The organism is Trichormus variabilis 0441 (assembly GCF_009856605.1).
Classification (GTDB): Bacteria; Cyanobacteriota; Cyanobacteriia; order Cyanobacteriales; family Nostocaceae; genus Trichormus; species Trichormus variabilis.
In genome coordinates this window covers 3,250,111-3,275,612 of the sequence record NZ_CP047242.1, presented here as the reverse complement: position 1 = coordinate 3,275,612, position 25,502 = coordinate 3,250,111, and the positions used below count along the sequence as shown (strand labels likewise).

The window sequence follows — 25,502 nt, the reverse complement described above, 5'->3', positions numbered from 1 at the left end:
GCAACTGCTTATTTAACGACCCATTATCTATCTACAAAATTATTTATATAAGCTTCGGTAATACGTAATCCATTACTTTACAAACATCCCTCTTCATATTCTTCTGCTATGTCATTAGCAATGGCATATTCATTTTTCATTAATATCTCTATTACCTCTATATTGCTAGCTAATTCAGCTACAGTGGGTAATTTAAATAAACTCTGTAAAGACAAATCAATGGAGAAGGTATTTCGTAACCGAGAAATCACTTGCGTTCCGACAAGGGAATTTCCTCCCAATTCAAAAAAGTTGTGATGAACACTAAACACTGGTCTTCCCAAAACTTGTTCCCAAATATCAGCAATTTGTTGCTCTAACTTATTTCGGGGTGCTACATGAGTTCCTGTGTCCTGTCCAGTAAATTGTCGAATTAATTTGTTCTTATCAATTGCACCACTTTCGGTTAAGGGTATTTCTTTCAGCTTGACTAAGTTACAATTGCAGGAATTTCCAAAGCGGTCTTCCACAGTTAAGTGCTGTAATTTAAAAATATCGTCACTACTATGAGTAGTAAAATAAGCAGATAATTTTTGTAAATTAAAGGCTTGAGACTGCCAAAGTTGAATGTTTTGGTTGCTGCCATCCAAACCTATTAATAGATGGGTTTGCTGATGTTGTAAGGTGGCAAGCATTGAAGATATTGCTTGAGAGGAAGACATGACATAGAAACCTTTGGTGCGGATGAGATTCTTCAGCTGATATCCTTGGCTCATGCCTATTTCATGCCACATACTCCAACTCAAACAATAGCTTGTTAATTCACTGTGTGAGTTTTGGTAATGAGAAAAGCCGTCCAGAAAACTATTAGCCGCAGCATAAGCACCAACAGCAGTACTACCAAAAAAACCGTTTACCGAAGAAAAGTTGATAAAAATGCTGCCTTTGTTATCTTTTACCAATTGATGTAGTGTCCAAGCACCAAACACTTTAGGACGTAGTATTGCTGCTAAGTTCTCCTGAGTTTCTTCAAGTATCATTTGCTCATGAGAAGTTCCAGCTAAATGAAGTACTCCATCAAGATTTTTACACCATTGGGATTGAGCTTTTTCAACTATTATTTGCAAGTGGTTTAAGTCACATATGTCAACAGCTTCGTAAATTACTTCTCCCCCAAGCTGTGATAGTTCTTGGTAAGCTTTTTGATGTTGTGTAATAACATCTTCTTTTCCATGATGAATTAAAGGAGTTCTACCAACTAATAGGAGTCGAGCTTGGTAATGTTTTAGTAAGTAACGCGCAATTTCAATTCCTATACCACCCAATCCTCCAGTTATTAAATAAGTACCTCTGTGCTTGAAGGAAATAGGAGATTTAGGTTTGCTGGTAAAATCTACTTTTTCTAGGCGAGGAATGAAACGTTGCCCATTTCTATAAGCTACCTCTCGTTCTTTTGAGGAAACCTGCATCTCTTGTAAGAGATAAGTTCCAGTTTTCTCAACTTCAGCAAATGGCAAATCTATATGGCGACAGTTTAAGCAAGGTAATTCTTGAGGAATGGTTTTTAGCAGTCCTAAAACTGGTGATTTTTCATAAGCTATGGGGTCATCTGAGGAAATAGACTGAACATAAGAAGATATAAATAGTAATTGAATAGGACTATCTACACCCTGAACTTTTGCTAAAGCTTGAACTAGGAATAATAAACTATATATTCCCTTTTCTTGCGCTGCTTCCAAAGCCTCAATACTTGTGATTTCGCCAAGATATTGGTCATAATTCCATAGATGAAGAATCTGCCCAATGGTAATATTATCGGTTGCTAGAGATTTGAGTAATAGTTTGTAGTCTTTGGCCTGCCCTGGGGTAATTGTGTAGTGTGAGTGATTGATTTTGCGAAAATCTTCACCTGGAGAAACTGTTATGTATTGCAGGTTACGCTCTGATAATATTTGACATAAATATGTACCCAAACCAAAAGCATCTAGAAATACCAAGGTGCAATTAGTAAGGTTTAAAGAAGAATTAAAAGTAATAGGATTTTTGGGCTGCCATACTTGACGGTAGAACCAATCAGGAATGGTATTGGCGTTACCGAGTAATATATCAACGTGTTTAATAACTGATTTAAATTCACCTGTATTGAAGCGCCGACTCAGTTGCGATCGCTGGATTTTTCCAATGGCGGTTTTAGGAATAGCTTCTGGCTCTACTGGCAGCAAATAATCCGGGTTTATGCCCACTTTATTGACAACGGAGGTACGAATTTCCTTTAGCAGAGTTAATAAACTAGTGTCATCAACGATCGCAGTATGGAAGAAGATCGCTAGTTTATCAGTATGAATTCCTGGTTGTCTAACAGCACAAGCAGCTGTATAAGAAACTTCTACTTCTTTAATTTCTTCAACTGCGGCCTCGATTTCGTGGCAATAGTAATTTAGCCCATTAATGATAATTACATCTTTCTGCCGTCCAGTAATAGTTAAACGCCCTTGATGGAGGAAACCTAAATCTCCGGTGTTAAACCAACCATCAAAAGTAAAAATTTCTTGGTTCGCCTGTGGATTTTGATAGTAACCAGAAGTCACAGATGCACCTTGAACCTGTAAACGCCCAATCGTACTTTCTGTAACTATTTGTTCATTTTCATCAACAATCCGCAGTGAAGCCCCAGCAAGTGGCAGCCCTAATTCTACAAATAAACTGTCATCTGATGAAGATTCTAGAGAAAAACTATCAGAGTATGTAATCCCAGAAGAGGTTTCGCTCATCCCAAAGGCTGGATGAATCGCATTCGTTGGTAAACCATAAGGGCGAAGCAGTTTTAAGAAATTCCTGGCTATCTTGGTAACAATGGGTTCTCCTGCGTTGATCACAAAACCCATAGATGATAAATCCCAGTGTTTTTGATTATTTTCAGGCCGATACTGTTCACCCATCTTTCCGTAGATAGAATCGCCCAAAGCATCGCATATCAGCGAAAAGGCAAAGTTAGGGGCCCAACTAATCGTGGCTTGATGTTTGTCAATTAAATCCAGCCACAAAAGCGGGTTCTGGACAATCAAGTTAGTAGGTACATGGATTTGTTGGCAACCTAAACTCACAGCCATAATACTGAGAGAAACTAGCGCACCGACGTGATCCAAAGGCATCCAATTTAAAACACTTTCCTGGCTGGAGAAATGACCCATTAAAATTAAGCCAGTTGTCATACTCAATAAATTGTGATGATTGAGCATCACACACTTGGGTATACCAGTGCTACCAGAAGTCAAGAACAAAATCGCTAAATCCTCTGGCTGACTTTGATACAGATTTAAATCCGGTTCACACTCACGCAACTGATCAATAATTGCAAATTGAAAGTTTTCTAATTTTAAAAATTTGGATAAGTCATCAATTTTGGGGGCTAAGGCAGCATTTGTTAGTACAAACGGTTTATCCAACATCTGCCAAGTGTTTTGCAGTTTGCTGGCAATACTATTAGCTAATTCGTAGGTTGGGGCGATGGATATGGGTACTGGAACGAAGCCACCAAGCACGCAAGCCCAAAAACCACAAATGAAATCTTGATTGTCTTCTAGTTGAAAAATTACTTTATCTTGGGGCTTAAGTCCTAGCTTTCTTAACCCAGATAAAATCCGTTGAGCATCTTGCCATACTTCCCGATATGATTGGAATTTTTCACTACCATCTGGTTGAATATAAATAATATTTTTAGTCGAATTTTGAGTAGCTTTTTGTAATAATTCTTTTAAAGTTTTAGGAGCATTTTCGGACTGTGGCAGAGGTTCCCCTTGACTAATAGCTAAATTTTTTGATGAAAAGGTCTCCTGATTTTCTACGTTCTGTCTAGGTATAGTTGCTTGTAAATTTTGCTGACTATCTTCAAAGGCGATCGCCTCAGTTTCACCTAGTAAGTCTTGCAAATGCACAGGAGGAACATTTGTCACCAATGGTTCAGCCACCACTGCAACACGTTCAATTGCTGACAATGACTCTAGTTGCTTCTGTGCGCGATATATTAAGTCGGAGTCAATAACTTCTAAACTAGCTAGAGTAACTTCATCTACCTGACCTGTACTTGTTAGGGGTATGGTGGAGATTGTGACTATGGCGGTAGGTACTAATTCTCTAGGTAGAATTGCTTGCAGGTGAGACAATAATTGTTCTGGTACAAACAACCCTGATGGAACTATATAAGCAACTAATTCTGATTCTAGATTTTTTGTTTGTTTCTCTATAACTACACAATCATCAACAGTTAAACTCGACAGAATCGCAATTTCTATATCTCTATATATAAAATTTTCACTATTTGGACTTTCTAGGTTTTGACTATAATTATTTAGCTGCATTAGCTTTTATATCCTTATTAAACTTGATTGTTTATAAGTTAAAAATTAGCTTTAATAAGAAAGCATGATTTTTGTTTATTATTCTTAAATTATTCAGTAGAAAGATACTCTCAACTTTATCAATGAAATGCAATAGCATTTAAGACAGTTAAGATAGTCAATCAGAAATTTAAGTGGACAGTTAACATAGTTCAATAGACACTTAAGACAGTTAAGACAGTTAAGAAAATCACTTGAGTGGCACAAAGGTAATCTTTGTTGCTTATAGTAAAGTTTGTGCAGGTGTCGTTTAACGCCTTCATTCTTCCTCTAGGTCGGCTTCTAGTTTTATGCAACCTCGGCAAAGCGTTACTGAAATTTTTTCGACTTTTGTGCAGTTCGATGCCGATCGCTTCAGTGGTTGGGCGACGGAATCACGACTGCGTCGTAGTATCCTCAGTTGTCTGAAGCACACGCCAAAGGAAACTTCGGAATCTTTTTGGGCTTTGTATTGGTATAAGTTTTGGCAAGTTCCGGAAACTCAACCTCTGGCGAAGCAACATCTAACTGCTTATCTGCAAGAACCTTGTTATTGGATATCCCAAAAAACAGCCGCTAATTTTATTAGTACGCAATACAGGTTATCGGACTGTTTCCAAGTAGCGATCGCCCAAGTTGATCGAGTCCTCAAAGGTTTCGATCCCAGTCAAAGCAGTACCCTGAAAAACTACGCCAGTCTGATTTTTGGTAGTGCGATCCGCGAAACTTTACGCCAACGTCAAGAAGTCGATATCTGTACTGATTGGGGTCTGTTACGCAAAATCAGCCAAAAGCGCTTGCATGAGTCTTTACAAAACAGTGGTTTATCTTCAACGGAGATTCCTGCCTATATCCTCGCTTGGAATTGCTTTAAAACTTTGTATCTCCCTACCAAGGCGGCTAACTCTCGCCAACTGTCCCGACCAGATGATGCTACTTGGGATGCGATCGCCAAAGCTTACAATTCCCAAAGCAACCAACCAACTAACCCCCAAGATATCGAAAAGTGCTTGTTAAATGCAGCAAAAGCAGCCCGTAAATATCTTTATCCCACCCCAGATTCTCTCAATGTCTCCAAAGGTGCGGATGATTCATTTGAGTTGCTAGATAATCTCCCAGGGACAGAACAGCCATCCCTAATTCAGGAAATTATTGCCCAAGAAGAAGAACAAGCCAGAACTTCTCAACAAACGGAAATTTATCAAGTCTTAGTTGAAGCGATCGCTAAACTTGACACGCAACTACAACAAATACTGCAATTGTACTACGAGCAAAAACTCAATCAAGATGGCATTGCTCAAGAATTAGACATCAAACAGTACACTGTTTCCCGGCGATTAACCAAAGCCAAGGAAACCCTACTACGGTCTGTAGCTGGCTGGAGTCAAGACAAACTGCATATTTCCCTGACTTCAGACATACTCAAAGCTATGAGTACATTAATAGAAGACTGGTTACAGAATTACTACAATGTCTCCAAAGCATGAAAAATGCTAAAACAGTCGAAAATTAACTATTAATAAAGAATTGGAGATTTTCACGTCTGTTCGGGAAACAGCAATTTTCCCAGCTTGCCCCAAACCCAGCCAAAGAAATCCCCGGAGTAAACCTTATGACTGCTAACCCCACTGTATTCACCTTTGCTGACTCGACAGACCTGATTCTAGAAATCCCTGACTCCACAACAGCAAATCTTGACAGCCAGTTATTTTCTCATCCTTATTCACGTTATCAAGCTTATCTCAACGAACTTTGCCTGAGTGCGGTCTTGCCGTGGTTACAGGAAGACTTTTCCACACAGGCAAAGGTGTGGCCATCCGCCACAACTCTAGCCAGTCTTTGGGAACTAGTGAACGGAACAGCAGTCACAATTGACGGCAAGAGATTTATTTTGGTTCCCAGTGAAAATATTGATCACAGCGAATTACGTGTACAGCAGGAATGGGTAGATTTACCAACTTGGGCTGGGGATTATTATTTAGCAGTGCAAGTAGATGGGGAATATGTAAAAGTTTGGGGCTATTGTACCCACACGCAACTGAAGCATCAAGGTAAATATGATCCAGGCGATCGCACCTATTCTTTAGACATAACTGATATTGTTAACGATATAAGTGTGTTAGCTGTAGCGCGGGATTTATGCCCTGATGAAATTACCCGTACGGCGATCGCCCCATTACCAACCATACCCCAAGAACAAGCCCAAAATCTCATCACCCGTTTAAGCAATCCCGAAATTATTAACCCCCGGCTAGCCATCCCTTTTCAACTATGGGGCGCATTAATTGAACACGGCGGCTGGCGACAAAGCTTATATGAACGTCGTTTGGGACTACCAGAACAAAGATCAGTGCTGCAATGGTTACAAAGTGGTGTGTCTCAAGTAGCACAGACTATGGGTTGGGGACGCTTGAATTTACAATTAAGTGCGGCTGGGGCTAGGAGTGTAGAAGAGAGACAAACAGGTGTCACCCTATCACGTCGATTAACCATTGCTGGTCAACTATACGAACTGTTGATTACACCACAAGGTGAACCAGACGCACCTTATTGGCGTTTTGAATTACGGAATGCAGCCGTAGGCGCAGTCATTCCCGGTGGCTTTAAACTCCGACTCCTCACAGAAGACCTACAGTCATTTCCCAACAATGAAGACATCGCCACAAATGCAGTAGAACAACTCTACGTTGAAGTTGCCCTAGAGGCTGGAGAAGGCATAGTATGGGAAATTGAGCCACTACCGGAAAATTATGACCGAGAAATTCTCAAATTTTAAGCTGTTTCGGGGCTTTTTTTATTGATAATGTGGATAAGCATTCTTTCTCAATCCACATGAGATAAAAAACCATGAGATTACAACACAACAAACAAATGCGGGTCTGGGCGATGTTGTGTCATTTCTCAGCGTTATTAGCGTGGTTACTTTTATTTTTTGTAGTATTTCTAGGCATTCCTTTATTTTTACCGTTAAATGTTTTAATCCCTTTCTTAGTCTGGAAATCCAGAAAGGTCAAATATCCCTGGGTTGATTTTCAAGGTAAAGAATCATTAAATTTTCAGATTTCTTTGACGTTCTACATCGTCTTCGTCATAGCCGTATCATTACTATTAGTTTTAGCTAGTTGTAGCGTTGCAGTCACTACTAATGGTGAAATAAATCAAGTTAGTACAGTTTTAGACAGCTTATTATTGATTTGGATGTACTTCACCATAGCCTTACTATTAATGCAACTATTCTTAGTAACTTTTGCCGCCACCAAAGCTTACAACGGTGAACATTATCGCTATCCTTTTACAGTGCGAGTTTTAAGGTAAGTCGTAGGGATTGGGGACAAAAAAGTCAAAAGTCAAAAGTCAAAAGTTAAAAGATGTTTTCTTTTGCCTTGGATTGGGGATTGGGGACATAATACTAAATTGGGAAAGGAAGTATTAATTGAATAACTGAGGTCAAATTTGGCAAATCCAATCAAACCCAACCTTGCCATGAACAATTTGAGGGTGAGACATTAACCATTGACAACGAGAAATTAACACAGTTTCTAGTTCATCGAGAGTAGAAAACATCTGATTAGCAACAGCTTCACGTAGAAGCGACCAAACACACTCAGTCGGTTGGAGTTGAGGTGTATAAGCAGGCAGAGGAAACAGAATGATACCAGCTGGCAACATTAATTGTTTACTGGTATGCCAACCAGCTTGATCAACAAGCAAAACAATGATTTTGTGATGATGAGGATTGACTTCAGCGGCAAAAGCATCTAAAGCCATTTGCATGACAGCAATGTTGACTCTGGGTAAAATCAAGAAAAAACTCTCGCCAGTAGCTGGATGGACAAATCCATAAGTATAAAGCCATTGGTAACGAGTGCGATGCACAGCATTGGGACGATGACCTACTGGTGTCCAAACTCGACGGACGATGGGTTTGAGGCCTAATCGAGCTTCATCTTCTGCCCAAACTTCAACTGATTTGTGCGGATGGAGGAAACGTAACAATCGCACAAACTCCGTTAACTCAGTTTTAAACATCTGTCTTTGAACAAAAGTTGCCGCCTCAGTATGCAGAGGTCGTGGTTGTTGCAGACTAAATCCTAGCCTTTTGAGGTAATCCCAAGCTGTAGTGACATGGAGTGTAATTCCAAACTGTACTCGGATCAATTCCCCTACTTTTGGCGCACTCCATAACCCCCCATCTTCTGGTGGTGAAGCTAACCTTTGGCGCAACCACTGTTGTTGCTCGTTTGTGAGTGCAAGTTTTTTTCCTCCTGGTTTCAGTTTCTGTTGATTGATGATTCCGTTTGCTCCTAGCTTGTTGTATCGCCGCACGATTTTTCTCACCCAGTCCCCTGAGAATCCCACAATCTCTGCTACCTTTTGCGCTGACAACTGTGGTTGTTGATTGAGCAATTTAATCACTAACCATCGGGTTTTCTCTTGTGCATCTTCACATCGGCGATAACTTTGTTCTATTTCTTCTGTTGATAGATGCTCTGTTAGTTTTATCCTGGGACGTACCATTTTTCTAGCCTTTTTCCCTCTGCTTCAAATGATACTACCTTTCCCTATTCAGTATAATACCAATTTGAAAAAGAATGCAACAAATCAAGCATCCGTAGAGACGCGATTCATCGTGTCTTCACCCAATCATGTGTTGCAATCATTAATTGAACGTGAGTTCGATAAATTCGGAAGAACCCCTCTCCAAACCTCTCCCCGACGCGGGGAGAGGCTTAAAACCCTGATTATTTGGTACTCAGTTATAGATTTTCAGCCCCTTCCCTTGTAGGATACTGTTGGCGAATTGATAGAGGGCAAAACCAATCATCACAAAATAGAAAATCAGGAATACTATGAGGCAGTGGGAGCAATTCGAGCAAAGTGAGAAACGCGAGTCTGACTGCGTGGGACATGTTGCCACCAATCCCACATCCGACTGAAGTTGATAGCAGCAGCAGTAATGACATGCTGCAAGAGAGTTTTGGCAAGACCAATGTAGCGACAACGGCGTAATTGGTAGCGACCAGTAGCTTGGGAAATCAAGCCTTCAACGCCAGCACGTTGGTGATAAATTTGTTGAAAAGATTCAGTTTTTTGGCGAATGCGAGCATCATGTAATGCAAGATGTAGTTCCTGTGGTTTGAGGGTCAGAAGACGCGGTAGTTTTTTGGAGCGAGTGCATTTTGAGCGACTTGAACAAAGCGAACAATCGGATTTGTCAAATTGTATTTTGACTACTGGATTGTCATGGCTATCGACAGTTGTACGCCAGGACTTACTTTGTTTACCCATTGGGCAATCAACACGCATCAAATCCCAATGAATAGTGAAGCAATTTTGCTCAAAGCCGGATTGTGCTGTTGCTTGCCAACTAGTTCCGGGGGGAACTTTTCCTACTAAATCAACATGAAAATGGGATTGACTATCGACTAAGTTTTGAGCATTGACATAGCCAGTATCGACAACATGTTCTTGTGGCAAAAGATTGTTCTGGTTTAAACGAGAATGAATTACTGGTGTCATCTCAACATCCGCACTTGTGGCCACGGACGTTTCCACATTGATAATTAAGTTTGGCAGTATGGGGTGACAAATTTCTGTCAGATGCAGATTATAACCAGTCCAGTTGATTTCTCGCTTGCTGGAATTGCGTGCATCAACATCGTAAGGAGATTCAATCTGTAGTCTATTTGGTGGTAAGTTATCTTGTTCTCGCCAATAGACTTGTTGCAATTGAATATAGTATTGTTGCACCCAAACTATACGTAATGTTTCCACTGATGGAATCTGCCACAGCCAATTACAAGTTGAGTCTGCATACAAAGCGGATAGCAAATGATGACCATCCTCACCAATTTTTCGCCTCAATTTCTCACGTTCGGCTTTTGATTTGGGCAAGCGGTATTGCTCAAATCTCAGGGAGTAACGTTCAAACCAATCAACGTCAACTCTCGATTTGAGCCAATCAGGGGCAAAATAAGCCAAGTCATTTAAGGTATGACGTAAAGTTTCTCCCACTAATTCCAAACGATTTAACTGTCGTACTGCGGCTAATACGTGAGTTGAATCAGTTCTGACACGGCCGCGATTTTTGAGCCAACCTAGTTCTTGGAAACGAGCTAGCATTTGGTTGAGTAACTCTCGCTCTCGTCCTGCTTTGATTAATCGCTGACGAAATTCTGAAAGTACTGAATAATCAAACCCTGGGTCATTTAATTCCAACGATAGTGCGTATTTCCAATCAATATGACCCCTCACTGCATCCGCCGCTTGTCTATCCGTTAAACCTTCGATAAATTGCATTACTGTCACTAATGCCAGTTGTCCTGCTGATATTCCACTTTGACCACAATCTGCGCGGTAAAGTTTGACAAAATCCTCATCCTTATATAACACTCCTATTTCATCCCGCATCTTCATATATATGTTCCCTTTGGGAAATGAATTCCGGGCTACTTGCGCTGTTGTTTCAGGAATCTGCGACATATCACGCGGGTGCAGGGTCATAATCTTTGTAGATGCTACGCTCAATATACTTATTCTCTTTTTTCCACTGTTCCAAACTCTTGAGGGGCTTAACCCTTCAATAATTCGCCAACAGTATCCTTGTAGGGAAGGGGTTGGGGTTAGGTTCCGTCGAATTCACGTTAATTGAATTGGTACGAAATATCGTTCCCCTGGCTCCACCTGTCATTATTTACACATCTCCTGCGGAAGTGGAAATTTCCTAAAAGCGTTAATCTAAGATTCCGTTGCTAGATAAAATCTGGTTCACAAGAAATCCCAGGGGGAGATTGTGGGCTAGGGCTGGGAGAGAGTTATGTCCTTTGTACCTTTACATATTCATAGTGATTACAGCCTGCTGGATGGGGCTAGTCAGCTACCTGAGTTGATTGATCAAGCGATCGCCTTGGGTATGAAAGCGATCGCTGTTACCGATCACGGTGTCATGTATGGTGCGATCGAACTACTGAAAATTTGCCGCAGTAAGAATATTAAGCCCATCATTGGCAACGAAATGTATATCCTGAACGGCGACCTGGCAAAACAAGAACGTGGTCGCCCTAAATATCATCAAGTTGTTTTAGCTAAAAATACTAAAGGTTACAAAAATTTAGTCAAATTAACTACAATCTCTCACCTCCAAGGTGTACAAGGTAAAGGTATTTTTTCTCGCCCTTGTATTAATAAAGATTTGCTCAAGGAGTATCATGAGGGCTTAATTGTCACCAGTGCTTGCTTAGGTGGAGAAATTCCCCAAGCAATTCTTAGCAACAGACCAGATGCAGCGCGGAAAGTTGCCAAGTGGTATAAAGATGTTTTTGGTGATGATTTTTATTTAGAAATTCAAGACCACGGATCACAAGAAGACCGTATTGTCAACGTAGAAATTATTAAAATTGCCCGTGAGTTAGATATTAAATTTGTTGCTACCAATGATTCCCATTACATTTCTTGCTTTGATGTAGAAGCACACGACGCATTGCTATGTATTCAAACTGGCAAGCTAATTAGTGAAGATAAGCGAATGCGGTATAGCGGTACAGAATATCTCAAATCTGGCGAAGAGATGAAGTTGCTATTCCGCGACCATTTAACCGATGATGTAATTGCAGAAGCGATCGCCACCACAGAAGAAGTCGCTGATAAAATCGAGCCTTACCATATTATGGGTGAGCCTCGTATTCCCAACTACCCAATTCCTTCAGGTCATACTCCTGATACTTATGTCGAAGAAGTTGCATGGCAAGGACTATTAGACAAACTCAATCGTAAATCCCGCAACGAAGTCGAGCCAGTCTACAGAGAACGGCTAGAATATGAACTCAAAATGTTGCAACAAATGGGATTCTCCAGCTACTTTTTAGTAGTGTGGGACTATATCAAATTTGCCAGAGATAATAATATCCCTGTGGGGCCTGGTCGGGGTTCGGCGGCTGGTTCCTTAGTTGCGTACACAATGGGAATTACCAACATTGATCCGGTACATCATGGGTTACTCTTCGAGCGATTTTTGAACCCAGAACGTAAATCAATGCCTGATATCGATACAGATTTCTGTATTGAACAACGGGATAAAGTAATTGAATATGTAACAGATAAATATGGGAAAGAAAGAGTCGCCCAAATCATTACTTTTAACCGTCTAACTTCCAAAGCAGTTTTAAAAGATGTCGCCAGAGTGTTAAACATTCCCTATGGGGAAGCCGACAAAATGGCGAAATTAATTCCTGTAGTCCGGGGTAAACCAACTAAACTGAAGGTGATGGTTTCTGACACCACTCCAGAACCAGAGTTTAAAGAAAAATATGATAATGACCCCAGAGTCCGCCATTGGTTAGATATGGCGATGCGAATCGAAGGAACTAACAAAACCTTTGGTGTTCACGCCGCCGGTGTAGTCATTTCTGCTGATCCATTAGATGAAATTGTCCCACTGCAAAAAAATAATGATGGGTCTGTAATTACTCAATATTTCATGGAAGACCTGGAATCAATGGGTTTGTTAAAAATGGACTTCTTGGGATTAAAAAACCTGACGATGATTCAAAAAACAATTGATTTAATTGAAGAAAAACACGGCTTTAGAATCGACCCTTACGAAATCACCAGTCAAGAACGTAAGGCACAAAAGATATTAGCTAAAGGTGAATATAAAACTTTACCAAAAGATGTCCAAAAGACTTATGAATTGTTGGAATCAGGTGAATTAGAAGGTATATTTCAATTAGAATCTTCAGGGATGAAACAGATAGTACGAGATTTGAAGCCTTCTAATATTGAAGATATTTCTTCTATCCTGGCACTTTACCGACCAGGCCCTTTAGATGCTGGATTAATTCCTAAGTTTATTAACCGTAAACACGGGCGGGAAAATATCGATTATGAAAGCCAAGTTTTAGAACCAATCTTAAATGAAACCTATGGAATCATGGTCTATCAGGAGCAAATCATGAAAATTGCTCAAGATATGGCTGGTTATACCTTAGGACAAGCCGACTTGCTACGTCGTGCGATGGGTAAAAAGAAAGTTTCGGAGATGCAGAAGCAGCAAGAAAAATTTATCGATGGTTCAACAAAAAATGGTGTCAAGAAGCAAGTAGCTGAAAAGCTATTTGAGGATATGTTGAAATTCGCCGAATATTGCTTAAGTTACGATACAGAAGTTTTAACAGTTGAATATGGATTTGTACCTATTGGTGAGATTGTAGACAAAGGTATTGAGTGTAGTGTATTTAGCATTGATAGTAATGGTATTGTTTACACCCAACCTATTGCTCAATGGCATCATCGAGGTAAACAAGAAGTATTTGAATATTGTTTAGAAGATGGGTCAATAATTAAGGCAACAAAAGACCACAAATTCATGACTCAAGATGGCAAGATGTTGCCAATTGATGAAATATTTGAACAAGAGTTAGACTTGCTGCAAGTCAAGGGTTTACCGGAGTAATACCAATTTGAAAAAAGAATGCAACAAATAAACCATTTGTAGGGACGCGATGAATCGCGTCTTCTTCACCCAAGGATGTGGTGCAATCATTAATTGAATTCGTATAATTTAACGTGAGTTCGACGAATTTTAAAAACCCCTCTCCAAACCTCTCCCCTGCAAGGAGAGAGGCTTCAAAACTCTAATTTTTCGTTGAACTTTCAGGATATTTAAGCCCCTCTCCGCGTCGGAGAGGGGTTTGGGGAGAGGTCATCGAACTCACGTTAATTTATTTATAGTGTGTTCAGATACCCGACGTTTTTAAAAAGTCGGGTATCTATCATCTAAGATAATGCACTGAAAACTACCACCAAATACGATTTCCGTTTTCATCTACCCTAGCTTGACGAATTACATCAGAAATTTCTTCAGCATCCTTGACGTGATGTAATGCTTTTTGTTCACCGTTAGGTTCGTCAACAATAAAGTAGGTAGGTACTTTAATATGATCGCCTGTGATGTCTGGTGCATCTACAGCCACCTGCTGGGCTTTCTCTTCGATGGATTGGGGTTCGTCGGCAATTCTATCACCAGGGTTTGCTGTTAAGTTTCTTTCTTTCGCAGTTGGTTCCTCACGGGAATGCCAATCTTTACTTACTGGTTGTTTAATTTCTTTTGGTTGATTATTTTGATTTTCTAGATTTTCGTTAGTCATGGCTATTTCAGCAATTAAAATCTTTTATGTCCACTAACACACTCTAAAAAATCAAATGTTTATTTAGTTCTTTCTCAAGTAAGAGTTTCCTACTTTGAAGACAATTACATATCTAAGGCCATATCCTAGCTTTTAGATTTACAAATAACCTCAGACTATAGAAATACAACCAAAAAATGTATTTACTTCTTTAGTTCAAAAGGCGTATATTTTCCACCCAAGGCTTCTACAATAGCGCGTGTGTTTGCCTCCATCATTTTGATATAGGAATCGCCATTACTTCCTTTAGCACCAATGGAATCAGAGTAGAGTTGATTTGGTGCTAGTTTTATCCCTGCTTCTTCGGCAACAGTTCTAATTAAAGTGGGATTAATTGTAGTTTCGGCAAAAATTGCAGGTACACCGATCTTTTTAATCGAGTCTACTAATCTTTTAACTGTTTGGGCGCTTGGCTGTTCTTCAGTGCTAATGCCAATTAAAGTACCGGCGATCGCCAGACCGTAAGCTCGTCCATAATATTGGAAAGCATCGTGGGTTGTTATTAGTTTGCGCTTATCAGGTGGAATTGTCTGTATCTGCTGATTAATCCAGCTATGCAACTGTTTTAATTCATCTGTAAGCTGTGATGCCCTCTGAGTATATTTTTCTCTATCTTTAGGGGATAAATCAATTAAACCATCTCGAATAGCATTAACCATAGCCGCAGCATTTTCTGCACTCCCCCAAACGTGAGGATCTGGCACTACCTCACCTTTACCTTTATCTAACTGCAATGGTTTGACAACTTCTCCCACAGCTAACTTTCTGGCTTTACTACCAGCAGCATTCATTAACTTAATCAACCCTGGTTCTAGGTTGTAACCGTTATACAAAATCAAGTCAGCTTTTTCTAAAACTCTGCTGTCGGCTGGTACTGGTTCGTAAACATGAGGATCTGTTCCTGGCTTAAGTATTCCAGTTAATTGAATTTCTTCTCCCCCAACTTCTTCAGCTAAATCGGCGATGATGGTACTAGTTGCTACGACTTGCGGTTTACTCTCTGCATCCCCAGGAGTACGGCTAGAGTTGACTGAGGTACATCCACCTATCAAAAGTCCTACAAGTACGCCTAATACAGATCGCCAGCAAAATCTGGCTTTTGAGTGAGTGATTGCATTCATCAGACTGTTATAGTTATTTTCATATTTTTCTCATTTTTTAAGTTACATTATTTTCATAATCTTTTCATTTTTTACGTCTCGGAAATGACACCATGCAAATTGCGAACTTTTCCTTAGCAACTAATTCCATGCGGGAACCAGTGGATACATCAACAGCAACAGCAACAATTAATATCTCCCATCTAGGGGTACACTACCGTACACAAGAAGCCTTGCGGGATGTTAACTGTATTGTCAAACCGGGACGAATAACAGGAATATTTGGCCCTAACGGTGCTGGTAAAAGCACTCTGATGAAAGCAATGTTAGGCTTGGTTCCCGTTAGCAGTGGTAAGGTATTATACCAAGAAAAACCCCTGATGCAGCAATTGGGGAAAGTTGCTTACGTTCCCCAACGTAGCCAAATTGACTGGACTTATCCCGCCGTAGTTTGGGATGTGGTGATGATGGGACGGGTAAAGAAAACAGGTTGGTTACGTAGTTTCTCGGCTGTGAGTCGCCAAGTTGCCAAGAATGCCTTAGAACGAGTGGGAATGTTGGATTATTGCGATCGCCCCATAGGACAATTATCAGGGGGACAACAACAACGGGTATTTTTAGCGAGGGCTTTAGCACAACAAGCAGACATATTCTGTTTTGATGAACCCTTGGTAGGTATCGACCAAAAAACCCAAACAGTTATTTTTGAGGTTTTCCATGAACTAGCTGCGGCTAACAAAATTGTGTTGGTAGTTAACCACGATTTAGGCGAATCCATCAGCCATTTCGATGATTTAGTATTACTCAACCGTGAATTAATCGCCGCAGGTTCCCGCCAACAAGTACTTACAGAGGATAACCTGCACCAAGCTTACGGCGGTAAAGTCATCTATTTCTCGGATGCAGCTTGAACGGGGATTGGGGTGTAGGGGTATAGGGGTGTAGGGATACCTAGTATCAACAGAAAATCTGGTTGCGTAAGTCTCATAACTCATACGACGCACAACAACTAATACCAACTCAATTAATGATGGCAACACATCATTGGGTGAAGAAGACGCGATAAATCGCGTCTCTACAGACGGTTTATTTAAATTGGTATAACAACTGACTATTGACAATGGACTAATGACCACTGACCACTGACTAATGATTAAACATCCATGTTAGAAGCTTTAATTGAGCCGTTGCAATATGGCTTTATGCAGCGATCGCTTGTGATTGCTATTTTAGTAGGTTTGTTGTGTGCGGTTGTGGGTAGTTACTTGATGGTGCAAAGATTGGCGCTGTTGGGTGATGCTATCAGTCACTCGGTTTTGCCAGGACTAGCGATCGCTTTTATGGTGGGCGCTAACATATTCGTGGGCGCATTTATTGCTGGGGTTTTGAGTACGATAGCGATCGCTTGGATTAGGACGCGATCGCCCATCAAAGAAGATGCTGCAATGGGTATAGTATTTTCAGCATTCTTCGCCTTGGGTATTACCTTGATTACCGTTGTTCAAAAAGATAATAAAATCGACCTCAATCACTTTCTCTTTGGTAATATCCTTGGCGTGACTGTTGATGAGGTGCGTGATACCGCCATTATCGCCGCTATAGTTTTAACGGTCGTAATTTTATTATATAAGGAACTATTATTTTACACCTTTGATCCTTTAGGCGCTCAAGCCGCAGGCTTACCAGTAAATCGCTTAAACTTTGGTTTAATGCTGCTGATTGCTCTAACAATTGTCGCCAGCATGAAAGCAGTAGGCGTAATCTTAGTACTATCACTGTTAATTACACCAGGAGCAACCGCTTACCTATTGGTGAAACGCCTACACCAAGTCATGATCTTAGGCGCAGGGATAGGGGTTTTTTCGAGTATTAGCGGTATGTACCTGAGTTACTTTTATAATTTACCCTCCGGCCCAGCGATCGTTCTAGTAGTTTCAGGACTATTCCTATTAGCATTACTATTCAGTCCCAAACACGGAATCCTAATACCAAACTCATATCAAAAATAAATTACCAATTACCAATTACCAATTCTCTCCACCTTCTCACACTTGCCTGCAACTCCCCTGACAACCAACCATCAAACTGTGGATACACAGGCAAACGTGGCATCAAATCCCAACCCGCAGGTTGTAAAATTTCTCTCAATTCCTCCGCCTGAAGATGAGGATAATCAGGGTTCACTTCATCTTTCGGCCCAATTCCCCCTAAATCTCTCGCACCCGCTTCTACACAAGCCAGTAACCATCGCTCATCTTTAACTAAATTTGGCGGAATTTGAATTGTAATATCTGACGGTAAAATCTGGCGTGCTTTGGCAATCACTTCTGGTAACTGATGGGGATTAAAAGCTGGCGCGTTAAATGTCTGCTGGTTTCCTGGGCTGTGGGGTTGTAAAATAACTTCCTGAATGTGATGGTAACGCTGATGTAACTTCGATATGGCTTCTAGTGTCTCCCAGCAATCATCATTAGTTTCCCCAATCCCCAAAAGTAACCCTGTTGTAAAAGGTATTTGCAACTCTCCCGCCCACTCTAATTGTTGTAACCTTAATTCCGGTAACTTACTTGGTGCATGGCGATGGACTGTTTCTAATAATTTTGGTGTTAACTGTTCCAGCATCAAACCCATTGAAACATTAACGCTTTTTAATTCCTGCATCTCTGCGAAACTCAAAGGCCCAGCATTGGTATGGGGAAGAAAACCCAATGTTAACGCTAGTTTACATAAATCGTAGATTCTCTGGAACCATACTTGACGCTTTGGTGAGTTGGGGTGTACCTCTCCACTGAGGATCAGGATTTCGCAAACTTGCTCATTTTGCAGCCGTTTGAATATATCTTCTGCTGCTGATAAAGACATCCATGAACTTTCCCCAGGGTCGGTGCGAAAGTTGCAGTAGGTACAGCGATTGAAACACTCATAGGTAGGAACAATCGTATATGCAGGACTATAAGTGGCAATACCTCCGGTCGGCTTTCCTATGGAAGGCTGTGTGGACACTAAGGCACAGGTAGATTCGGCAACTGTCATAAAACAGATTTTCCTGAAGAAATGTAACTACTGTTCGAGCCGGATTTAGCGAAACTCATTTTTATCTACACCCAAAATCATTGTAAATAGTGGTTTTCAGCGTTAGTGACCAAGTTTTGTAAAGTTTTTTTTCTCAAAACACTTTACAAAACGAAATAATTACTGTTAATGTATGTAACAGGTGGAAACGCCTAAAACATACATACAACCAACGTAATCATAAAGACATGACCGCAACCTTACAACAGCGCAAAAGCGCCAACGTATGGGAACAGTTCTGCGAGTGGATTACCAGCACCAACAACCGCCTATACATAGGTTGGTTCGGTGTACTCATGATCCCCACCTTGCTAGCTGCAACCACCTGCTTCATCATCGCCTTTATCGCCGCACCTCCAGTAGACATCGACGGTATCCGTGAACCAGTAGCAGGTTCCTTAATCTACGGAAACAACATCATCTCCGGTGCAGTTGTTCCCTCCTCCAACGCCATCGGCTTGCACTTCTACCCAATTTGGGAAGCAGCATCTCTTGACGAGTGGTTGTACAACGGTGGTCCTTACCAATTGGTAATCTTCCACTTCTTGACCGGCGTATTCTGCTACCTCGGTCGTGAGTGGGAACTATCCTACCGCTTAGGAATGCGTCCTTGGATCTGCCTAGCATTCTCCGCTCCCGTAGCAGCAGCAACAGCAGTATTCTTGATCTACCCAATCGGACAAGGTTCCTTCTCTGACGGTATGCCCTTGGGTATCTCCGGCACCTTCAACTTCATGATCGTGTTCCAAGCAGAACACAACATCTTGATGCACCCCTTCCACATGTTAGGTGTAGCAGGTGTATTCGGTGGTAGCTTGTTCTCCGCAATGCACGGTTCCTTGGTAACTTCCTCCTTAGTTCGTGAAACAACCGAAAACGAATCACAAAACTACGGTTACAAATTCGGTCAAGAAGAAGAAACCTACAACATCGTTGCAGCACACGGCTACTTCGGTCGCTTGATCTTCCAATACGCTTCCTTCAACAACAGCCGTCAATTGCACTTCTTCCTAGCTGCATGGCCTGTAATCGGTATTTGGTTTACCGCGTTGGGTGTAAGCACAATGGCGTTCAACTTGAACGGCTTCAACTTCAACCAATCCATCATCGACTCACAAGGTCGTGTAATCAATACCTGGGCTGACATCATCAACCGCGCTAACTTGGGTATGGAAGTAATGCACGAGCGTAACGCTCACAACTTCCCCTTAGACTTGGCTGCTGGTGAAGTTGCTCCTGTTGCTTTAACCGCTCCTGCTATCAACGGTTAATTCTGAAGTCTTAACTCAACAAAAAAGCGTCTCCTTAACCGGGGGCGCTTTTTTGCTTTGGAGTCATGTCCAACATAGGTTAAATTACACACAGCATAGATAAGGCAATTAGGGAAGAAAACGCGATCGCCTTAATATGGCATGATTAATCTCGTCTAGTAAGGATAGCGTGTTCAAATATGACCTCTGCTAGACGTTCAGCCTGATTCGGTCTTGTTCCCACCGTAAATTCACCAACGAGTGAGTAATAAGCCATTTGAGCGCGGACTTTCGCCTCTAAAGGTGTAAAGCCAACTTGCAAGAATAAATTTTGTGTGTAATTTAGCCGACTTTGATCTACTTGAAGCATAATCTCGGCGACATTTGCAGCTTTTGCAGCCCAAGCTCGAATTGCATTTTCTAATCGACCATCAATTTCAATTGCTAATTCAAATAAATGCAGCAATTTAGTCGTTGCGTCCCCACCTATCGTTTCGACTCGCTCAATTAAATTATTGGTTTCACCTTTCACCCATTCCTGTAAAATCGCTTCTAGCAAATCATCTCGGTTCTTGAAGTGCCAGTAAAAGCTACCTTTTGTCACCTTGATTAACTTGGCAAGTGGTTCTACTCTGACGGCTTCAATTCCTCCCTCCGCCAAAACTTTTAAACCAGCATTAATCCAGTCCTGTCGTTCCAGTTTGATGTTTTCTTGTTTTTTTTCCATACGGCAGCGTATTGACATTTATTTGTTGAGGTACTAATCTGTTTCCATACGCTACGGTATGGAAAAGATAAATAAGTGAGTAACGCAAATACAGAGCTACTTTTGCAATGGGCAAATTTATGGTCTTCAGGAAATGTAGAATCTTTTCTCTCACTTTTCACTGAGGACTGCGACTACGAAGATGTGGCGTTTAGTATGGTGAGTAAAGGTAAAGAACAACTCAGAGACTTTTTTATCGCTACTCGCACAGCATTACCTGATTTAAAAATCAATGTACAGTCTTGTTTTGCATCAGAAACCAATGGCGCGTTAGAGTGGGTCATGCAAGGGACTCATAAGGAAGCATTTCATAATGTGCCAGCATCCCATCAAATAATTGAGGTGCGGGGCGTGACATTTATTAATCTAGAAAACGGAAAAATCAAAACTAATAAAGACTATTACAATCTTGCTACTTTATTACAGCAGATCGGAATGTTACCACAGTTTTAGCTAATGTTAGTTAGGCGATGTGCTGTTCGTTCATGGATATACACAAGCCCAGCCATTTACGAATTTTCAGTAATCGCCTACCGTAGAGCAGTATTTATTAGCTAATAACTAACACTTAAATTAAGTGAATGCTGCTCACCATTAGCACCACCCACTCCCCAGCGACAGAGTTAGGCTACTTACTCCATAAGCACCCAGACCGTTGTCAGTCATTTTCACTGTCATTTGGACAGGCTCACGTTTTTTATCCAGAAGCGAATGAACAGAAATGCACGGCGGCGCTGTTGTTGGATGTTGACCCGGTAAAGTTGGTGCGCGGGAAAGGTGCGACATTGGAACAGTATGTGAGCGATCGCCCTTATGTGGCATCATCTTTTATGAGTGTAGCGATCGCACAGGTATTTAGTACAGCTTTAGGCGGACGTAGTAAGGATAAGCCAGAATTAGCCCAAAAGTCTCTACCTTTGGTAGCGAAACTATCTGTTTTACCTTGTCGTGGTGGTGAAGGTTTTCTGCGACAATTATTTGAGCCTTTGGGTTACACTGTAAGTGCCCAAGGTCACGTTTTAGATGAAAAATTTCCAGATTGGGGAAATAGTAAATATTTCACAGTTGAACTCCAGCACACCATACCCTTGAGTGATTTGTTAAGCCATCTCTACGTCCTGATTCCCGTACTAGATGATGAGAAACACTATTGGGTCAACGAAGAAGAAATCGAAAAGTTACTACGTCATGGTGAGGGTTGGTTATCACAACATCCAGCACGAGAACAAATCACCAGACGTTACCTCAAACGACAGTACCGTTTAACTCGCACTGCTTTAGCACAGTTAGCAGAGGAAGATCATCCAGACCCTGACAGTGCGGAAGAAACCCACGCTGAGGAAGAAGCGGCGGTAGAAAAGCCCATTAGCTTGAACCAACAGCGTATGAATGGGGTGGTTGCTGCGTTAAAACAAAGTAATGCTAGGCGCGTTATTGATTTGGGTTGTGGTCAAGGAAATTTATTAAAAATCCTCTTAAAAGATAGCTTTTTTGAGCAAATTACAGGTGTAGATGTTTCCTACAGGTCACTAGAAATTGCCCAAGAAAGATTAGACCGCTTGCGTCTTCCCCGCAACCAGTGGGAACGTTTGCAATTAATTCAAGGCGCGCTTACTTATCAAGATAAACGCTTTCATGGTTATGATGCTGCGACCGTGATTGAGGTGATTGAGCATCTTGATCTATCACGTTTGGGTGCATTTGAGCGAGTTTTATTTGAATTTGCTCAACCGAAAATCGTGATAGTAACCACACCAAATATTGAATATAATGTCAAATTTGCCAATTTACCAGCAGGGAAACTACGCCATAAAGATCATCGCTTTGAATGGACGCGATCGCAATTCCAAAATTGGGCAAATAAAATCACAGAACGCTTTGCTTATAACGTCCAGTTTCAACCTATAGGAGAAGCAGACCCAGAAGTTGGTTCACCTACACAAATGGCAGTTTTTATACATAGGTAAGAGATTGGGGAGCAGGGGGAGAAAAGAACTGTTGACTGTTGACTAATGACTAATTAACTATGAAAATTACTATTCCTGAATTATCTTTAGTTGTCTTGATTGGCGCTTCTGGCGCAGGTAAATCGACATTTGCACGTCAGCATTTTCAACAGTTTGAAGTGATATCTTCTGATTTTTGTCGTGGGTTAGTTTCCAATGATGAAAATAGCCAGTCTGCTTCCAGGGATGCTTTCGATGTTCTGCACTATATAACTACTAAACGCCTAGCCGCAGGTAAATTAACAGTCATAGATGCAACTAACGTCCAGCCAGAAGACCGCAAGACTTTATTGCAAATGGCCAAGCAGTATCATTGCTTTGCAGTGGCTATAGTTTTTGACCTACCAGAAGAATTATGTCATGAACGTAACCAACAAAGAAGTGACAGACAATTCGGCTCCCATGTAGTCCGTCGTCACACCCAAATGTTACGGCGTTCTTTGCGTGGTTTAGAAAAAGAGGGTTTCCGTTACGTCCATACCCTCAAATCACCAGAGGAAATTGCCAACGTTGAAATTGAACTCCAACCATTATGGAACAACAAAAAACACGAACACGGCCCCTTTGACATCATCGGGGATATCCACGGTTGTTGTGATGAGCTAGAAGCTTTACTCCAGCAATTAGGCTATGAAAAAAGTGGAGGAGTTGAAAATACAGTCTGGAACGCTCCTACCTACTACCACCCCCAAGGACGCAAAGCGGTCTTCCTTGGTGATTTGGTAGACAGAGGGACACGTATTTTAGATACAGTCAAGCTAGTACGCAACATGGTGACGGCAGATACAGCCATCTGTGTTCCTGGTAATCATGAAAACAAGCTCTTGCGGAAACTACGGGGTAAAAATGTCAAAGCAAGTCATGGGTTACAGCAAACCCTAGATGAAATTGCAGCGTTACCAGAAGCAATCCGCACACCATTCACCAAGGAACTGACAGATTTTCTCGATTCCCTCATCAGCCACTACTTACTTGATGACGGACGCTTGGTAGTAGCACACGCAGGGATGAAACAGGAAATGCAGGGACGGGGTTCTGGTGCGGTGCGGGAGTTTGCTTTGTATGGTGAAAGTACTGGCGAGATTGACGAATTTGGTTTACCAGTCCGGTATAACTGGGCTGGAGACTATCGGGGTGAGGCGCTGGTAGTCTATGGACATACGCCTATACCTGAGGCGGAATGGCTGAATAATACTATTGATATTGATACAGGTTGTGTGTTTGGTGGCAAACTTACAGCTCTGCGTTATCCCGAAAAGGAATTGGTGAGTGTTCCGGCGGCGCGGGTTTACTGCGAACCGGTGAAACCTTTAGTTGAGAACATTGTAACGCGGACATCCCAACAGGAATTTGATGATGTTCTCAACATTGAGGATGTATTGGGTAAGCGCATCATCAATACCAAGCTACAACCAAATATCACCATTAGGGAAGAAAATGCGATCGCTGCTTTAGAAATTATGAGCCGTTTTGCTGCTAATCCCAAATGGCTGATTTACCTCCCTCCCACCATGTCCCCGGTAGAAACTTCCTCAGAGCCTGGATACTTGGAACACCCATCCCAGGCCTTCGTCTACTACCAAAAGCAAGGAATTACGGAGGTTATATGCGAAGAAAAGCACATGGGTTCACGCGCTATTGTGGTTGTTTGTCGGGACTTAGCAACAGCCGAGAAACGGTTTGGTGTGGTGGATGAAGGTATTGGTATTTGCTATACCCGCACAGGTAGGAGATTTTTTGATGAGCCAGGATTAGAAACACAACTTTTAGCGCGGGTAAATGCTGCCCTGACTGCAAGCAAATTTTGGGAAACATTTAATACAGATTGGGTATGCTTGGACTGTGAACTCATGCCCTGGTCAGCAAAAGCTCAAGGATTAATCAAAGGGCAATATGCACCAGTTGGTGTAGCATCACGCCTAGCTTGCAATGATGCCGTAGAATTATTGCAACAAGCAAGCGATCGCGGCCTCAATATTACTACCCAACTCACTCACTACCAACAACGAGCAGAGATGGCCAATCAGTACATCACTGCTTACCGTCGCTACTGCTGGAATGTCACCGATATTGGAGACTTAAAACTAGCCCCCTTTCATATCCTCGCTACAGAGAAAGCAGTACATATCGACAAAGACCATCGTTGGCATATAGAACAAATTACCCAAATTTGCCAATCAGACCCGGATTTACTCCTTCCTACCGCCTACAAAGTAATAGATTTAACTGATCCTAGTAGCCAAGCTGAAGGGGTACATTGGTGGGAAAAACTTACCCAAGTCGGGGGTGAGGGTATGGTTGTCAAACCCATGCAATTTCTCGTCAAAGGTAGTCGGGGTATTGTCCAGCCTGCGGTGAAATGTCGTGGACAGGAATATCTGCGAATTATCTACGGCCCTGAATATTCAGCCCCGGAGAACTTGCAACGTCTACGCCAACGAGGGTTATCTCTGAAACGTTCTTTGGCCATGCGAGAGTTCGCCTTAGGTGTGGAAGCATTAGAGCGATTTGTCACCCATGCTCCTTTACGTCATGTACATGAATGCGTATTTGGAATTTTGGCTCTAGAAAGTGAACCTGTCGATCCACGACTGTAGCACCTCATGAATCAATTCAAAGTACCCTACGGGAAACTAAAACAATTGTACAGACGCGATTAATCGCGTCTCTAAAAAATGACATACGCAGTGTAATAAAGTCGAGCTTATAGTAATTTGTCTTTAGGCTCTTCCGGAAACATCAGGCAATCAAGAGAATACTTATATAAGG

General features: G+C 41.5%; 17 protein-coding genes. 10 read left to right on the top strand and 7 right to left on the bottom strand.

From position 1 onward, the window contains the following. Positions 1-77: 77 nt before the first annotated feature. Entirely contained in the window at positions 78-4,337 is a 4,260-nt protein-coding gene (locus tag GSQ19_RS13335; protein WP_011318422.1) for an SDR family NAD(P)-dependent oxidoreductase, read from the bottom strand. A gap of 329 nt (positions 4,338-4,666) precedes the next feature. Between GSQ19_RS13335 and GSQ19_RS13330 the strand changes: the two genes are divergently transcribed. The 3 genes from GSQ19_RS13330 (at position 4,667) to GSQ19_RS13320 (ending at position 7,670) form a co-directional block, all read left to right on the top strand. Further along, entirely contained in the window at positions 4,667-5,842 is a 1,176-nt protein-coding gene (locus GSQ19_RS13330) for a sigma-70 family RNA polymerase sigma factor (protein ID WP_011318421.1), read from the top strand. Positions 5,843-5,967: 125 nt separating this feature from the next. Beyond that, positions 5,968-7,131: a DUF1822 family protein gene (locus GSQ19_RS13325; RefSeq protein WP_011318420.1), complete on the top strand. Its 1,164-nt coding sequence runs from the start codon at positions 5,968-5,970 to the stop codon at positions 7,129-7,131. 71 nt (positions 7,132-7,202) lie between these two features. Continuing rightward, the gene (locus GSQ19_RS13320) at positions 7,203-7,670 is read left to right on the top strand and encodes a DUF4870 domain-containing protein (protein ID WP_041456096.1); all 468 of its coding nucleotides are present in this window, start codon (positions 7,203-7,205) and stop codon (positions 7,668-7,670) included. Between the two features lie 132 nt (positions 7,671-7,802). Here GSQ19_RS13320 and GSQ19_RS13315 read toward each other — a convergent pair whose 3' ends face one another. Together GSQ19_RS13315 and GSQ19_RS13310 are read right to left on the bottom strand one after the other, a co-directional pair. Continuing rightward, a complete protein-coding gene (locus tag GSQ19_RS13315; RefSeq protein WP_011316335.1) occupies positions 7,803-8,873 on the bottom strand; it encodes an IS630-like element ISAva6 family transposase in 1,071 nt (356 codons plus the stop codon). Between the two features lie 330 nt (positions 8,874-9,203). Then, positions 9,204-10,859 (bottom strand): IS5-like element ISAva5 family transposase, encoded by a 1,656-nt coding sequence (locus GSQ19_RS13310; protein WP_041455935.1) that lies wholly within the window; start codon positions 10,857-10,859, stop codon positions 9,204-9,206. A gap of 313 nt (positions 10,860-11,172) precedes the next feature. On the opposite strand from GSQ19_RS13310, the gene GSQ19_RS13305 reads away from it, so the two are divergent. Further along, positions 11,173-13,806, top strand: coding sequence for a DNA polymerase III subunit alpha (locus GSQ19_RS13305; protein ID WP_011318418.1), 2,634 nt, complete (start codon positions 11,173-11,175; stop codon positions 13,804-13,806). A gap of 343 nt (positions 13,807-14,149) precedes the next feature. Here the strand turns inward: GSQ19_RS13305 and GSQ19_RS13300 are convergent, their stop codons facing one another. Continuing rightward, positions 14,150-14,500, bottom strand: coding sequence for a hypothetical protein (locus tag GSQ19_RS13300; RefSeq protein ID WP_011318417.1), 351 nt, complete (start codon positions 14,498-14,500; stop codon positions 14,150-14,152). Between the two features lie 182 nt (positions 14,501-14,682). After that, the gene (locus GSQ19_RS13295) at positions 14,683-15,660 is read right to left on the bottom strand and encodes a metal ABC transporter substrate-binding protein (RefSeq protein WP_011318416.1); all 978 of its coding nucleotides are present in this window, start codon (positions 15,658-15,660) and stop codon (positions 14,683-14,685) included. A 92-nt stretch (positions 15,661-15,752) separates the two neighbouring features. On the opposite strand from GSQ19_RS13295, the gene GSQ19_RS13290 reads away from it, so the two are divergent. Both GSQ19_RS13290 and GSQ19_RS13285 read left to right on the top strand, forming a co-directional pair. Beyond that, the gene (locus GSQ19_RS13290; protein ID WP_011318415.1) at positions 15,753-16,550 is read left to right on the top strand and encodes a metal ABC transporter ATP-binding protein; all 798 of its coding nucleotides are present in this window, start codon (positions 15,753-15,755) and stop codon (positions 16,548-16,550) included. 252 nt (positions 16,551-16,802) lie between these two features. Next, positions 16,803-17,648, top strand: a complete 846-nt coding sequence (locus GSQ19_RS13285) for a metal ABC transporter permease (RefSeq protein ID WP_011318414.1) — start codon at positions 16,803-16,805, stop codon at positions 17,646-17,648. A 1-nt stretch (position 17,649) separates the two neighbouring features. On the opposite strand, the gene cofG is transcribed toward GSQ19_RS13285, so the two are convergent. Further along, complete coding sequence (cofG, locus tag GSQ19_RS13280; protein WP_011318413.1) at positions 17,650-18,672, bottom strand: 7,8-didemethyl-8-hydroxy-5-deazariboflavin synthase subunit CofG; 1,023 nt, start codon at positions 18,670-18,672, stop codon at positions 17,650-17,652. 227 nt (positions 18,673-18,899) lie between these two features. Between cofG and psbA the strand changes: the two genes are divergently transcribed. Next, on the top strand, positions 18,900-19,982 hold the full coding sequence (gene psbA, locus GSQ19_RS13275) for a photosystem II q(b) protein (RefSeq protein WP_011318412.1): 1,083 nt from the start codon (positions 18,900-18,902) through the stop codon (positions 19,980-19,982). A gap of 145 nt (positions 19,983-20,127) precedes the next feature. Here the strand turns inward: psbA and GSQ19_RS13270 are convergent, their stop codons facing one another. Then, a complete protein-coding gene (locus GSQ19_RS13270; RefSeq protein WP_011318411.1) occupies positions 20,128-20,706 on the bottom strand; it encodes a TetR/AcrR family transcriptional regulator in 579 nt (192 codons plus the stop codon). 57 nt (positions 20,707-20,763) lie between these two features. On the opposite strand from GSQ19_RS13270, the gene GSQ19_RS13265 reads away from it, so the two are divergent. The 3 genes from GSQ19_RS13265 to GSQ19_RS13255 all read left to right on the top strand — a co-directional run bounded on the left by GSQ19_RS13265 (position 20,764) and on the right by GSQ19_RS13255 (position 25,330). Next, positions 20,764-21,180, top strand: coding sequence for a nuclear transport factor 2 family protein (locus GSQ19_RS13265; RefSeq protein WP_011318410.1), 417 nt, complete (start codon positions 20,764-20,766; stop codon positions 21,178-21,180). Positions 21,181-21,308: 128 nt separating this feature from the next. After that, positions 21,309-22,694, top strand: a complete 1,386-nt coding sequence (locus GSQ19_RS13260; RefSeq protein WP_011318409.1) for a 3' terminal RNA ribose 2'-O-methyltransferase Hen1 — start codon at positions 21,309-21,311, stop codon at positions 22,692-22,694. Between the two features lie 59 nt (positions 22,695-22,753). Further along, on the top strand, positions 22,754-25,330 hold the full coding sequence (locus GSQ19_RS13255) for a polynucleotide kinase-phosphatase (protein WP_011318408.1): 2,577 nt from the start codon (positions 22,754-22,756) through the stop codon (positions 25,328-25,330). Positions 25,331-25,502: the final 172 nt, after the last annotated feature.

Bases quoted from the DNA above. Each gene is read 5' to 3' on its own strand.
- GSQ19_RS13335 (WP_011318422.1), bottom strand. From the start codon at position 4,337: ATGCAGCTAAATAATTATAGTCAAAACCTAGAAAGTCCAAATAGTGAA.
- GSQ19_RS13330 (WP_011318421.1), top strand. From the start codon at position 4,667: ATGCAACCTCGGCAAAGCGTTACTGAAATTTTTTCGACTTTTGTGCAG.
- GSQ19_RS13325 (WP_011318420.1), top strand. From the start codon at position 5,968: ATGACTGCTAACCCCACTGTATTCACCTTTGCTGACTCGACAGACCTG.
- GSQ19_RS13320 (WP_041456096.1), top strand. From the start codon at position 7,203: ATGAGATTACAACACAACAAACAAATGCGGGTCTGGGCGATGTTGTGT.
- GSQ19_RS13315 (WP_011316335.1), bottom strand. From the start codon at position 8,873: ATGGTACGTCCCAGGATAAAACTAACAGAGCATCTATCAACAGAAGAA.
- GSQ19_RS13310 (WP_041455935.1), bottom strand. From the start codon at position 10,859: ATGACCCTGCACCCGCGTGATATGTCGCAGATTCCTGAAACAACAGCG.
- GSQ19_RS13305 (WP_011318418.1), top strand. From the start codon at position 11,173: ATGTCCTTTGTACCTTTACATATTCATAGTGATTACAGCCTGCTGGAT.
- GSQ19_RS13300 (WP_011318417.1), bottom strand. From the start codon at position 14,500: ATGACTAACGAAAATCTAGAAAATCAAAATAATCAACCAAAAGAAATT.
- GSQ19_RS13295 (WP_011318416.1), bottom strand. From the start codon at position 15,660: ATGAATGCAATCACTCACTCAAAAGCCAGATTTTGCTGGCGATCTGTA.
- GSQ19_RS13290 (WP_011318415.1), top strand. From the start codon at position 15,753: ATGCAAATTGCGAACTTTTCCTTAGCAACTAATTCCATGCGGGAACCA.
- GSQ19_RS13285 (WP_011318414.1), top strand. From the start codon at position 16,803: ATGTTAGAAGCTTTAATTGAGCCGTTGCAATATGGCTTTATGCAGCGA.
- cofG (WP_011318413.1), bottom strand. From the start codon at position 18,672: ATGACAGTTGCCGAATCTACCTGTGCCTTAGTGTCCACACAGCCTTCC.
- psbA (WP_011318412.1), top strand. From the start codon at position 18,900: ATGACCGCAACCTTACAACAGCGCAAAAGCGCCAACGTATGGGAACAG.
- GSQ19_RS13270 (WP_011318411.1), bottom strand. From the start codon at position 20,706: ATGTCAATACGCTGCCGTATGGAAAAAAAACAAGAAAACATCAAACTG.
- GSQ19_RS13260 (WP_011318409.1), top strand. From the start codon at position 21,309: ATGCTGCTCACCATTAGCACCACCCACTCCCCAGCGACAGAGTTAGGC.
- GSQ19_RS13255 (WP_011318408.1), top strand. From the start codon at position 22,754: ATGAAAATTACTATTCCTGAATTATCTTTAGTTGTCTTGATTGGCGCT.